General features: G+C 37.5%; 11 protein-coding genes and 1 tRNA gene. 3 read left to right on the top strand and 9 right to left on the bottom strand.

Features of this window, described 5'->3' with window-relative positions; all coding sequences use genetic code 11:
- Positions 1-830: TraB/GumN family protein (locus E1140_RS14970; protein ID WP_155185509.1), on the top strand; the 830-nt coding region annotated here is incomplete at its 5' end.
- A 1-nt stretch (position 831) separates the two neighbouring features.
- Here E1140_RS14970 and bshB1 read toward each other — a convergent pair.
- The 9 genes from bshB1 to E1140_RS14925 form a co-directional block, all read right to left on the bottom strand.
- Positions 832-1,551 carry a bacillithiol biosynthesis deacetylase BshB1 gene (bshB1, locus tag E1140_RS14965; RefSeq protein WP_155185506.1) on the bottom strand — a complete coding sequence of 240 codons (720 nt, stop codon included), beginning with the start codon at positions 1,549-1,551 and terminating at the stop codon, positions 832-834.
- Between the two features lie 10 nt (positions 1,552-1,561).
- The gene (locus E1140_RS14960) at positions 1,562-2,974 is read right to left on the bottom strand and encodes a COG3014 family protein (RefSeq protein ID WP_155185503.1); all 1,413 of its coding nucleotides are present in this window, start codon (positions 2,972-2,974) and stop codon (positions 1,562-1,564) included.
- A gap of 12 nt (positions 2,975-2,986) precedes the next feature.
- Positions 2,987-3,574: a penicillin-binding protein activator LpoB gene (locus E1140_RS14955; RefSeq protein WP_155185500.1), complete on the bottom strand. Its 588-nt coding sequence runs from the start codon at positions 3,572-3,574 to the stop codon at positions 2,987-2,989.
- 10 nt (positions 3,575-3,584) lie between these two features.
- Positions 3,585-4,532 (bottom strand): thioredoxin-disulfide reductase, encoded by a 948-nt coding sequence (gene trxB / locus E1140_RS14950; protein ID WP_155185497.1) that lies wholly within the window; start codon positions 4,530-4,532, stop codon positions 3,585-3,587.
- 155 nt (positions 4,533-4,687) lie between these two features.
- On the bottom strand, positions 4,688-5,551 hold the full coding sequence (locus E1140_RS14945; RefSeq protein WP_155185494.1) for a sigma-70 family RNA polymerase sigma factor: 864 nt from the start codon (positions 5,549-5,551) through the stop codon (positions 4,688-4,690).
- A 78-nt stretch (positions 5,552-5,629) separates the two neighbouring features.
- The gene (pnp, locus tag E1140_RS14940; protein WP_155185491.1) at positions 5,630-7,756 is read right to left on the bottom strand and encodes a polyribonucleotide nucleotidyltransferase; all 2,127 of its coding nucleotides are present in this window, start codon (positions 7,754-7,756) and stop codon (positions 5,630-5,632) included.
- 93 nt (positions 7,757-7,849) lie between these two features.
- A complete protein-coding gene (rpsO, locus tag E1140_RS14935; protein ID WP_155185488.1) occupies positions 7,850-8,125 on the bottom strand; it encodes a 30S ribosomal protein S15 in 276 nt (91 codons plus the stop codon).
- Positions 8,126-8,198: 73 nt separating this feature from the next.
- On the bottom strand, positions 8,199-9,965 hold the full coding sequence (locus E1140_RS14930) for an LptF/LptG family permease (protein ID WP_155185485.1): 1,767 nt from the start codon (positions 9,963-9,965) through the stop codon (positions 8,199-8,201).
- 56 nt (positions 9,966-10,021) lie between these two features.
- Positions 10,022-10,417: an START-like domain-containing protein gene (locus E1140_RS14925; RefSeq protein ID WP_185153613.1), complete on the bottom strand. Its 396-nt coding sequence runs from the start codon at positions 10,415-10,417 to the stop codon at positions 10,022-10,024.
- A 129-nt stretch (positions 10,418-10,546) separates the two neighbouring features.
- On the opposite strand from E1140_RS14925, the gene E1140_RS14920 reads away from it, so the two are divergent.
- Positions 10,547-10,620, top strand: a tRNA-Met gene (locus tag E1140_RS14920).
- A 139-nt stretch (positions 10,621-10,759) separates the two neighbouring features.
- Positions 10,760-12,418 (top strand): glucose-6-phosphate isomerase, encoded by a 1,659-nt coding sequence (pgi, locus tag E1140_RS14915; protein ID WP_155185482.1) that lies wholly within the window; start codon positions 10,760-10,762, stop codon positions 12,416-12,418.
- Positions 12,419-12,464 lie beyond the last annotated feature (46 nt).

Here is a 12,464-nt window from a genome sequence, read left to right as displayed (position 1 = left end):
CAGCACTAAGCATCAAAGCACAAACCGATACCAATGCATTGCTTTGGGAAGTATCAGGGAATGGACTTGAAGAGCCTTCTTACATTTTTGGAATTTTGAAGTTTATACCTGCTGATAAATACTATTTTCCTGCAAATGCAGAAGCAGCATTGAAAAAATGTAAAGTTATAGCAACTGAAACAGGTCTTGATCATCATTCAAGACATGAAATGAATAAGGCTGCTCATTTAGAACATCATCAGTCTATAGATGAGTTTATTGGTGAAGACTATTACAAAAATTTAAAATCCATATTTACGACCAAGCTTGACGTTTCTGAATTCAAATTTAATATGGTTTATAGCAAGTTTAAACCAGTTATGCTTTCAACAACAATGACTCGGTTGGCACTTGGAGAAAATATCAAGTTCTATGAGCTTGAATTAACTTCTAAAGCACATTCCATGGGGCTCGTGACTGTTTCTTTGGAAAGTATTGAAAAGGAAATTGCCATGCTTGAAAAAATGACATTGGAGTCGCAAACCAATGCTTTAAAACATACTATTGACAATTTTGACGAGCAGGTTGCTGACTATAAAAAACTAGTAGATTTTTATAAAGATGGGAATCTACATCAGTCCTTAGAGTATACACTACACCCTATTGAAAATGACGAAAACTTCGTAGAATATTTTATCAACCAGAGAAACAATGCCTGGATTCCTAAAATGGAAAGCTACAGCAAACAAGCCTCAACATTTTACTTGTTGGGTGTTTCACATTTAGCCGATGAGCACGGTGTAATAGCACAGTTAAGAAGTAAAGGATATACCGTTAAAGCTGTTCAGTAGACTATTTCAAATCAAAGAGGTCTGAGGCACCAAGCATTTTGGTTTTAATCAGACCTTCTCCATATTCTGCACCGATTGAGTGACCAAACTCTTTACCTCTGGCCTCAATGAGTTTCATAAATTCTGGAGAAGAGATAAATGTTTCGGGCTCATTACTGTTTGGATCATAGAATTGTGAGGCAAAGCATCTGATCGCATCCATTTTCAATTCCCATGAGTCACTGACATCAATAACAATATCAGGCATCAGTAAATTGCTTTGAATGTAATGATAGGCATATTTTGGCCTCCATGCTTTTAGGCTCTCCCCTTCATTATCAGAGACCTCTACTTTAGCAAGCCCTGCAACAAAACATGCATCCAGCTCTAATTGAGCAGCTCTTCCATGATCAGGATGCCGGTCAGTAGGAGCATTTAGTAAAACTACATCAGGCTGGTATTTACGTATGGCCTGAACTAATGTAAGTTGGTTTTCTTTGCTATTTCTAAAAAAGCCATCTTCCAGTCCCAGGTTCTCACGTACAGAAAGACCTAGCAACTCAGCAGATTTTCTAGCCTCTTTGTCCCTAATTTCAGCAGTTCCTCTCGTACCTAACTCCCCTCTTGTTAGGTCAATAACTCCCACTTTATATCCTTTTTTTATATGTGTTGCCAGAATTCCAGCACAGGCTAATTCTGTATCATCAGGGTGTGCCGCAAAAGCCAATATATCTAATTTCATAATTGATTCTTTAATATAAACTACTCGGTGGCGATGACTCCAGACTACTAAACACTTGAAAGACTGTTCGTCCTGAAGAACCATCCACTACAAAGTCATATGAAGCATTATCCTTTGAATGACTTTTAGTTACTAATTTAAACTCGTTCTTTCCTTCTTCTAAAGGTACTCTACTATACGATATATCGTGTGGCAGTGTCTGCCAGTTTCTAGTATCTGCTTTTTCAGTAAATGCATTAACTATAGACAGTAAGGCCCCCATATTTTCGTTTTCCTGCCTAGCAGCATATTCAGCGGCCTGCTTTACAGCCAACCTGATAAGAGAATTGGCGAACTCTCTAACCATTCTGTCTTCTAACGTTACAAATGCAATTGAAGAAATGTCCTGAGCTTTTTCCAAATTATATTGTTTTGCTCCTAATTCAATTTTCGCAGAATGGAAATAAGGCAGTCGATCTACATATTTTGGAAATGTTACTCGTACAATTTTTAAATCCCCCAACTGACTCTTACCATCTGAATCTGTAGGTACGGGAAATGGAAAGGTCATCCCGTATTCCTTGTTTTCAAAATTCACTATTCCACCTTGTCCCTTTACAACAAAGAAATTGATCGACCACTCACTCTTAACAGGCCCTAAACCATTGTGCCAAAAGAAAACCATTTCTCCCTTTTTAGAAGGTTTATGCTCATACTTTGTGGAAAATTCAGATTCAAATTTTCTTAATTCATCATTAAACCCATTTAGGTAGGCCGTCCTTAACAGATCCTTTTTCAATTGATCAGGTACAGATACATTGAAAAAGTCTGACGTCTTTTGATATGCTTCATAGGCATTGCGGTAAGCTATAAAAGCATCATTTACCTCACCTGAGGCCTCGTACACAATACCCATTAAATTGTGAGCAAAAGGATCAATATCATATCGATTCTTTCGATTTGCATACCTATCATTAAGTTCATTCAGTTTGATATTTATCCTACGGCATTCGACAAGGGCCTCATCAAGTTGATTAAGCTTGAGATAATTTATCGCCTTAAAATAATGCATGAGTACTTTTTCATGATCTTCACCAACATATGGTTTAACCGTTGAATTGGTAAGATAGCTTAAGGCTTCTAAAGAGTAATTTTTACGATAGTCTTCAGTGAAATAGTACGCCTGCTCAAAAAAGTCATTGCTCTCTTCATATTCACCCATCATTTGCAATACCACCCCTTTTTGTAAGTTGTATAGCAGCTTGTTATTGCCTTTTGCAAGCTTTTTATTCTTATCTAGCTGATTATTAGCCTCTTCCATCTTGCCTTGAGCAAAATAGTCCTGGAATACAATATTCTTTTGGTAAAAAGTAGCGCACCCCAGCAAGAATATAAGGGGTAGAAAAAAGGAGTGCCGCAAAGCGGCACTTTTATTTTTAAACATCAACCAAAAGGTTTAATCGATGACTTTCTTAATTTTCTTACTTCCAATCCAAACCTTCTCATTTGTTTCCAGATGAGTAAGCTCCAGATCAGTTTGATAATAAACAAGTTTTTCTTTGCTGTTAGCGTCAGTTATCGAGTTAATGGTACCTTGAAGAATGAAATCTGCACCACGCTCCATACCCCATTTTTTTGTGGTCTCAGCAGATGCAAATTCCTGCTGATCTGCCCTCTCTCTTCTTAGCTCTTCTCTTTCTTCTCCACCTTGTACTACTCTTACTCTACCAGCATTAATAAATTCACGTTCAATATCATTAGTGAATGTCTCAGAATTGATATGTTCACTGCTCTTATTCCTTATGATTCCGACTATAACTGTTGGCTTCTTTCCATTCTCCTCGATAAAGTCAGTAACCCAGGGCCTGCTCAATCCATCTTTCACCATCTCTTCAGCCACTAATCGCGAATCGGTATCGTTCCATCTTCCACTAAGGTCGATTTGAGAATTAGCATCAACTCTGGTAACCGTTTTGCTTGATGAACAAGCTAAAAGAATGGCTAACGGTGCAGCCATCATGATATTAAGGAATGTTTTTTTCATGGTTTTATTTTTATACAGTTTCAAGCTCTCTTGATTGCAAAAATCGTTCCGCATCCAACGCTCCCATACATCCCGTACCTGCGGCTGTTACAGCTTGGCGATAAACTTTATCTGCAGCATCACCTGTAACAAAAACACCTTCTACATTAGTCTTCGAAGTCCCCGGAACAACTTTTAGATATCCAGTTTCATCCATTTCTAAATAGTCTTTAAAAATAGCAGTATTTGGTGAATGACCAATCGCAACAAAGAACCCTGCAACGTCAATCTCTCTTTTTTCACCAGTTTGGTTGTTTACAACCCTTGCTCCTGTCACTGAATCACCGTCTCCTAAAATCTCTTCTGTCTCGGTATTCCATAACACTTCAATGTTAGGCGTATTTAATACACGCTGCTGCATGATTTTAGATGCTCTTAATTCATCCCTTCTCACAATCATATATACCTTAGGGCAAAGGTTAGCTAAGTAAGTTGCCTCTTCAGCAGCAGTATCACCTCCACCAACTAAGGCTACATTTTTACCTTTATAGAAGAAGCCATCACATACTGCACATGCAGAAACTCCCTTATTATAATATTCTTTCTCTGAATCAAGCCCTAAATATTTAGCACTTGCTCCAGTAGAAATAATCACAGCCTCTGCAGTAATTTCATGTTTCTCATCTACTATTGCTTTGTGTGGATACCCAGAAAAATCTACTGATGTTACTAAACCATATCTAACATCTGTTCCAAACCTTTCTGCCTGCTTTTGTAGATCCATCATCATTTGAGGTCCATTGATTCCATCAGGATAACCAGGAAAATTTTCAACATCATTGGTAGTAGTCAATTGACCACCAGGCTCACCCCCAGTTACAAGCACAGGATTCAACCCAGCTCTTGATGCATAAATAGCTGCAGTATAGCCTGCAGGACCTGAACCAATAATCAACACTTTTACTTTTTCTTCAGTCATTTTCAGTAAGTATATTTTAAATCAATTAACCCCAAACGCTCCAAAATAGTTGTAGAGAAATACAATTATTCTGTTTTTATCTGGCTGAGCAAAATTAAAAAAATAAGGTCTCATTTTTCAACGAGACCTTATCATATTACTCTATCCTTTAATAGTTATCCTAAATAGGGTTTTAAAGCTTTACTTCTAGATGTATGTCTCAACCTTCTAATTGCTTTTTCCTTGATTTGACGCACCCTTTCACGCGTTAAACTGAACTTCTCTCCTATTTCCTCTAATGTCATGGAGTGCTCACCATTCAAACCGAAATACAATGAGATTACATCCGACTCTCTCTGTGTCAAGGTAGATAAGGCTCTTTGCACCTCACGCCTCAAAGAGTCATTCATCAACTCCGAATCAGGCTTTTCTTCTAAATCGTTTTCAAGAACATCTAAAAGACTATTTTCTTCACCACTAATAAATGGCGCATCCATGGAGACGTGTCTGCCCGAAATTTTCATTGTATCTACCACTTCAGCAGTAGTTACTTCCAAAACTTCAGCTAACTCATCAGGTGATGGTTCTCGCTCAAATTTTTGTTCAAGCTCGGAAAAGGTCTTTGAAATTTTATTTAATGAACCAACACGGTTCAATGGTAATCTTACTATTCTTGATTGTTCTGCTAAAGCTTGTAGGATTGACTGACGAATCCACCATACAGCATAAGAAATGAATTTGAAGCCTCTTGTTTCATCAAAACGTTGAGCGGCTTTTATTAAACCAAGGTTGCCTTCGTTGATTAAATCTCCGAGAGACAAACCTTGGTTTTGATATTGCTTTGCAACTGATACCACAAATCTAAGATTTGCTTTGGTCAGTTTTTCCAGTGCTAACTGATCTCCTTCCCTGATTCGTTGTGCCAGTTCCACCTCTTCATCGGGTGTCAACAAATCTACCTTGCCAATTTCCTGCAGATACTTATCAAGAGACTGGCTCTCCCTATTGGTAATCTGCTTACTGATCTTAAGCTGCCTCATTCAATGTAATCGTTAGTTCGTACTGACCAACAACGATTTTAAAGAATTAACAGCCAAATGGCAAGATTTGTAGAAAATTTAATTAGCGCCTTCTTCTTTTTTCTCTGGTTTAGGAAGAAGTACTTTTCTTGAAAGTCTGTATTTACCTGTCTTCTTATCTACTTCAACAAGCTTAACCTGCACTTTCTCTCCAACTTCCATAACGCCATCCATTTTCTCTACACGTTCCCACTTAATTTCTGAGATGTGTAGTAGACCGTCTTTACCAGGCATAAACTCAACGAAAGCTCCAAACGGCATGATTGATTTAACCACACCTTCATAAGTCTCACCTACTTCAGGCATAGCCACAATGGCTCTAACTTTAGCTAATGCACCGTCCATGGCATCCTTATTAACAGCAAAGATGCTTACAACTCCATGGTTATCAACCTCTTCGATAACTACAGTAGCTCCAGTATCTTTCTGGATTTGCTGAATCACTTTACCGCCAGGCCCGATTACTGCACCAATAAGCTCTTTATCTATTTTAAGGACAACAGATCTTGGTGCTTTTGGCTTAAGATCGGCATTAGGCTGAGCCAATGTTTTCTTCATTTCATTTAGAATATGAAGTCTACCTTCTCTAGCTTGTTCTAATGCTTGCTTCAATACATCATAAGAAAGTCCATCGACTTTTATATCCATCTGAGTAGCTGTAATACCGGCTTCAGTACCAGTTACTTTAAAGTCCATATCACCAAGATGATCTTCATCACCTAATATATCAGACAATATTGCATGATTCTTTCCATCAGAGATCATACCCATAGCTATACCAGAAACAGGAGTTTTAATCTGAATACCTGCATCCATTAATGCTAATGAACCTGCACAAACAGTTGCCATTGAAGAAGAACCATTAGATTCTAATATATCAGAAACAACACGTATAGTGTATGGATTTTCTTCTGGAAGCATTCCCTTAATGGCTCTCCATGCTAAGTTACCATGACCCACTTCTCTTCTACCTGGACCTCTGTTAGGTCTTACTTCTCCAGTAGAAAAACCTGGGAAGTTATAGTGAAGCATAAATTTATTAGTTCCTGAGTACATGGCGCCATCAATCAATTGCTCATCCATCTTAGTACCAAGTGTTACAGAAGTTAATGATTGTGTTTCACCACGTGTGAACACAGCAGAACCATGCGCATTTGGCAAATAATCAACCTCTGACCAAATTGGTCTGATTTCATTCAACTTTCTTCCATCTAGTCTTTTATTTTCATTTAAAACAAGATTTCTACATGCCTCTTTCTGTATAGACTTGAAATATGGTCCTATCAAAGTGGCATCATACTCATGCTCTTCAGGTAAGCTGTCAATAAATTCCTGCTTTAAAGCTGAGAATGATTCAGATCTAACACTTTTATCAGCAGTCTGTCTTGCTGCTATCTCATAAGCTTTATCGTATAATTCAGATTGCATTTTCTCTTTAAGCACTTCGTCAGAAGACTCATGAGAATATTCTCTCTTCTCTGTTTTACCAGCTTCTTTTTCTAGTTCTATTTGAACCTTGCACTGTTCTTTGATAGCTTCATGGGCTATTTTAATAGCTTCAAGCATATCGTCTTCAGAGGCTTCTTTCATCTCTCCTTCTACCATTAAGATATTGTCGATGCTCGCTGCAACGATCATATCCATGTCGGCTTCTTCCTTTTGAGACTTAGTTGGGTTAACCAACCACTCGCCTTTTACTCTAGCCACACGTGCCTCCGATATTGGTCCATTAAATGGAATATCAGACACTGCTAATGCAGATGATGCCGCCAATGCTGCTAATGCATCTGGTAAAGATTCTTCATCTCCAGAAATTAGCGACAGCATGATTTGAATATCAGCATGATAATCACTTGGGAACATCGGGCGGATTGCTCTATCAACTAATCTGCTAATCAATATCTCATAATCAGAAAGTCTGCTTTCCCTTTTAAGAAAGCCACCAGGTATTTTACCTGTAGAAGCGAACTTCTCTTGATAATCAACTGATAATGGTAAAAAATCTACACCTTCTTTGGCCTCTTTATTGGCCACCACTGTAGCAAGGAGCATAGTATCTCCCATTCGTACTACCACTGAACCATCAGCTTGCTTCGCTAATTTTCCAGTTTCAATGGTGATGGTTCTCCCATCAGGTAGGTTAATTGTCTTGTTAATAATTTGCATATATAATTTATTGTTGTAAAAATTTTCTGTTGGCTTGCCGAACTAAAATAGTAATAAACAGAAAAAAGGGAACCCTTTAGGTTCCCTTTTTAATTACTTTCTTAATTTCAGTTCTGCAAGAATTGCACGATATCTCTCGATATCTGTCTTGTGAAGATAATTCAATAATTTTCTTCTCTTACCCACAAGTTTCAAAAGACCTTGTTGTGTTGAGTAGTCTTTCTTATTTTTCTTCATGTGCTCTGTAAGGTGAAGAATACGGTGGGTAAAAAGTGCTATTTGAGATTCAGCAGATCCTGTATCTTTCTTAGACTTTAACCGACCATGATTCTCAAAAAGCTCTTCTTTCTTTTCTTTCTGTAAATACATGCTTAGCAAAAGTTAATTGTTCTTTAAAAAATTAAGCTGCAAAAGTATCAATATGTATCGCAATTAACAATACTTAGTTAGAATTTTCTTCTGTGGTTAATTTTCCACTTTTACGCCATCTATTAAACTTCTCAATCATTACACTGTAGAAATCAGCCTCGAATAGCCTAGCATCGTTTCTTGCCTGCCTTAAAAAGAACAACCCAATAGGAAACAACAATAAATTGGCCGACCAGATCGCCCACATTGGATCAAGATAATCTTGTTTGGCCCATTTCTCGCCCGTCATACTAAGTACATAAAAGATAATGAAGAATATAATAGACATAAGCACTGGCATACCTAGTCCCCCTCTTTTAATTATGGCCCCAAGCGGAGCTCCTATTAAAAACATGACAATACACGCTATAGAATTGGCCAAAATCTTATGGTATTGAATATCAAATACATTCTTCTCATACACATATCGCTCTAACGACTGATTGTGCGATTGTATCTTACTTTTGGTCTGTCTTATGTTATTAAGTGAAGTCTGAATAACATTCATCAGTTGGTCTGAAGAATCTTTTTCAAGGTATTCAACTATTTCCAGGTGTGATAAAGTATCATAAATGTATTTTGGCTTATTATCCCTTCTAACCTTCCTTTGTTTCTTTGTATCATCAAGTTTTGGCAGCTTTCCATTCTTAAGGTTCTTTTTAGCGTTATTAGCCGCAATCGCTACCTTACGTCTCTGCAAAGCCTTACTCGACTCTGCGTCACTCTTCTTAGCAGACTTCTTATTCTTCTTAACAGATGTGCTGACTTTAAGCTTTTGAATTGAGTCTTGCTTTTCTTCTTCTTTTTGTTCCTTTAAGAGAAGTCTAACTTCGTCAAGAGAGTCCCTTTCCTCTTTAAATGCTACTAATTCACTCGGCATCTCAATACTGTCTTCTCTCAAGTGATAATAAAAAGCAAAATGAGAATCATTATATGCATTAACTTTTGTATCCATGATCCTGTTGTTTACAGAATCTACATCATCATCCAGCTGATTAAGGTTACGCATTATTCTATTTCCTTGAAAAAGGCTTTGATTAGTACGATCCATACCAAATGATGAAAGGTCAAGCACATATTCACTTCTTGTGAAACTACTCCTTGACATGGTCTCTTGCGCTCTTGGCTTACCTCCTGCTTCAGTATAATCCTCAAAATAGAAATTACCATTAAACAGCTCTAGCTTAAGATACCTCTCATTGTTGATCATATACATGGCTCCAGAGTCAGCCAGTGTAATCTTTTTATTACCAGTCTGCCCCCTGTGATCATAAATGATAATATCTTCAATGGTTTTACCATCTTCATGTTTTTTATCTACTTTAATATTAAAGTCAGGAATACCATTATAAAAGGCGCCTTGTTTTAAATCCAGTGCAGGTTTCTTTTGTTTAATATCCCAAAGCAAGCTGTAAGCCTCTAAAGCTGCTTTAGGTACAAAGTAGTTATTGGAATAAAAGGCAAAGACAGTGAGGAGTAATACAAACCCGAAGATGGGCAACAAAGCTCTTAAAAGTGAGATTCCAGCACTCTTTATTGCTGTAAGCTCAAAGTGTTCGCCAAGGTTACCAAACGTCATGAGTGACGATAGCAGGACAGCCAAAGGCAAAGCAATGGGCGTCATAAATATGGCAAAATAGAACAGCAGCTGGCCAAGAATATCCCAACCCAAATCCTTACCCACTATGTCATCAAAATATTTGAGCATATGCTGGGTAAGTAAAATAAATACTACCACTAAAAAGGTCAGAAAAAATGGCCCCAGAAACGAGGACAGTATTAACTTATCTAATTTCTTCATTCAACGGTCTTGTCAGCAAAAAGGAGACCAAAATTAAATAAAGAACAATAGAAAGCTCAACCCCCGACTGTTTCTTTTAAATTATCGATTAATCCTTGCCATAAATCGTATAATTCATCTACATCTTCCATTTCAGAATAGTCTGTAATTTTTATAAACACAGACTGAGTAAGCTCATTTAATTCAAGACGTATTTCGAAGTATGCCGGATCATCTTCAATTTCATCATTCTCAGGTAAGAACTCAAATTTCACGTAGTGATTTGTACGATGAGATACCATTTTGGCCCTATGATCTTCCTCATCCCAAATAAAATTGTAGACTTTATCTTCATCTATAGTTACATCATCAGCAAACCACTGAGATAAACCACTGGCAGAATTTAAGTACTGATAGAGCATCGGCTTAGATGCATTAATCTCAAAATCTCCTGTAAATAGGAATTTACTCATATCACACGCTTTAGTTGATTTTAAGATATGTTAATTTTGTGAAAGTGACAACATAAATAAAAATTAAAAAGACTTTGGAATATAATTATCAAACTTTGTAAGTTTGCGCTCCGTTTCAGACGGATTAATGGCGAGGTAGCTCAGATGGTTAGAGCGCAGGATTCATAACCCTGAGGTCGGCAGTTCGATTCTGCTCCTCGCTACTACTTCAAAGACAGTCAATTTGGCTGTCTTTTTTCGTTTATTAGCATCTCATTATCAATCGCATCACTCATTTTATCCACAAACTCTCTCTCAAATAATTTCTTTGTCTAAATTTGAATTTCATTTTTCAAATAGACTATGTTTCCTAATATCGACCCAACTTCAACTCCTGCATGGAGCAAATTAGCCACTCATTATTATGATATGAGTAAAACTCATATGAGAGAGCTTTTCAAAACGGATGCAGACAGATATAATAAGTTCCATCTCAAGTTCAATGATGTCATTATAGATTATTCTAAAAACAGAATAAATGATGAGACCATAGAAACACTACTTGAGCTTTGTGAACAAACAAATCTAAAAGAAGCCATTGGTGCCATGTTTGGCGGTGATGCCATTAATAGAACTGAAAGTAGATCTGTTTTGCATACGGCTCTTCGTAACACATCCAACACCCCTATCCTGGTAGATGGACAAGATGTGATGCCTGATGTTAATCGAGTTTTAGCTCAAATTGAAGAGTTTTCAAATCAAATTATCTCCGGCAACTGGAAAGGGCACACTGGAAAAGCGATAAAATCAATTGTAAATATTGGTATTGGTGGATCAGACTTAGGACCGGTTATGGTAACGGAAGCACTTAAGCCATATCAAGTGCAAAATATAGAAACATATTTCGTTTCTAATGTTGATGGCACGCATATAGCAGAGACTTTAAAAAAGGTAGACCCTGAGACAACGCTATTTATGATAGCGTCTAAAACTTTTACTACTCAGGAGACTATGACCAATGCTCATTCTGCTCGTAGCTGGTTCCTTGAAAATGGTGGGAATGAAGAAGGTATAAAAAAACATTTTGTGGCTATTTCAACTAATGCTGGTGCGGTTGGAGAATTTGGAATAGACACGGCTAACATGTTCGAATTCTGGGACTGGGTTGGCGGTCGTTATTCGCTATGGTCAGCCATTGGGTTATCGATAGCTTGTACTTTAGGCTTTAAAAGCTTTAAAGAGCTTTTAGAGGGCGCACATGAAATGGATAATCATTTTGCGAATGAATCATTTGACAAAAACGCTCCGGTTATACTAGCGCTATTAGGCATTTGGTATAACAACTTCTTTAATGCCGAGGCTCATGCTCTATTACCCTATGATCAGTATATGCATCGATTTGCTGCATATTTCCAGCAAGGTGACATGGAAAGCAACGGAAAGTCTGTTGATAGAAATGGAAATGATGTACACCATCAAACTGGCCCTATCATTTGGGGTGAACCTGGCACAAATGGCCAACATGCATTTTATCAACTTATACATCAAGGCACTAAACTCATTCCTTGCGATTTCCTTGCTCCGGCTATTAGCCACAACCCCATTGGAGATCATCATGACAAATTGATGGCGAACTTCTTTGCTCAGACAGAAGCATTAATGAATGGTAAAACAGAAGCTGAAGTTGAAGCAGAATTGAAGGCTGATGGAATGTCTGATGCAGAAATTGAAGATTTAAAGACTTTCAAAGTATTCGAAGGCAATAGACCTACCAACTCCATCTTATTTAAAAAACTTACTCCAAGAACACTAGGAAGCCTTATTGCGATGTACGAGCACAAGATTTTTGTTCAAGGTGTGATTTGGAACATTTTTAGTTTTGACCAGTGGGGAGTTGAACTTGGCAAGCAATTAGCCAAAAAGATTCTTCCAGAATTGAGCGGTAACAATAAGGTTGAAAGTCATGATAGCTCTACAAATGGCTTAATAAACGAGTATAAGGCCTATAAAAATAATTTCTAAGGTTAATGAAACTTTTATCGTAAAATAACGATTAAAGAGGCATGGG

Origin of the sequence: Fulvivirga lutimaris (assembly GCF_009711525.1) — a bacterium.
In the GTDB taxonomy this organism is placed as follows: domain Bacteria; phylum Bacteroidota; class Bacteroidia; order Cytophagales; family Cyclobacteriaceae; genus Fulvivirga; species Fulvivirga lutimaris.
The sequence above is the reverse complement of the archived record's forward strand: the minus strand, read 5'-3'. Positions and strand labels throughout refer to the sequence as shown.

Coding starts and splice junctions, on each gene's coding strand:
- E1140_RS14945 (WP_155185494.1), bottom strand. CDS start 5,551: ATGAGGCAGCTTAAGATCAGTAAGCAGATTACCAATAGGGAGAGCCAG.
- E1140_RS14960 (WP_155185503.1), bottom strand. CDS start 2,974: ATGTTTAAAAATAAAAGTGCCGCTTTGCGGCACTCCTTTTTTCTACCC.
- pnp (WP_155185491.1), bottom strand. CDS start 7,756: ATGCAAATTATTAACAAGACAATTAACCTACCTGATGGGAGAACCATC.
- trxB (WP_155185497.1), bottom strand. CDS start 4,532: ATGACTGAAGAAAAAGTAAAAGTGTTGATTATTGGTTCAGGTCCTGCA.
- bshB1 (WP_155185506.1), bottom strand. CDS start 1,551: ATGAAATTAGATATATTGGCTTTTGCGGCACACCCTGATGATACAGAA.
- E1140_RS14930 (WP_155185485.1), bottom strand. CDS start 9,965: ATGAAGAAATTAGATAAGTTAATACTGTCCTCGTTTCTGGGGCCATTT.
- pgi (WP_155185482.1), top strand. CDS start 10,760: ATGTTTCCTAATATCGACCCAACTTCAACTCCTGCATGGAGCAAATTA.
- E1140_RS14955 (WP_155185500.1), bottom strand. CDS start 3,574: ATGAAAAAAACATTCCTTAATATCATGATGGCTGCACCGTTAGCCATT.
- rpsO (WP_155185488.1), bottom strand. CDS start 8,125: ATGTATTTACAGAAAGAAAAGAAAGAAGAGCTTTTTGAGAATCATGGT.
- E1140_RS14925 (WP_185153613.1), bottom strand. CDS start 10,417: ATGAGTAAATTCCTATTTACAGGAGATTTTGAGATTAATGCATCTAAG.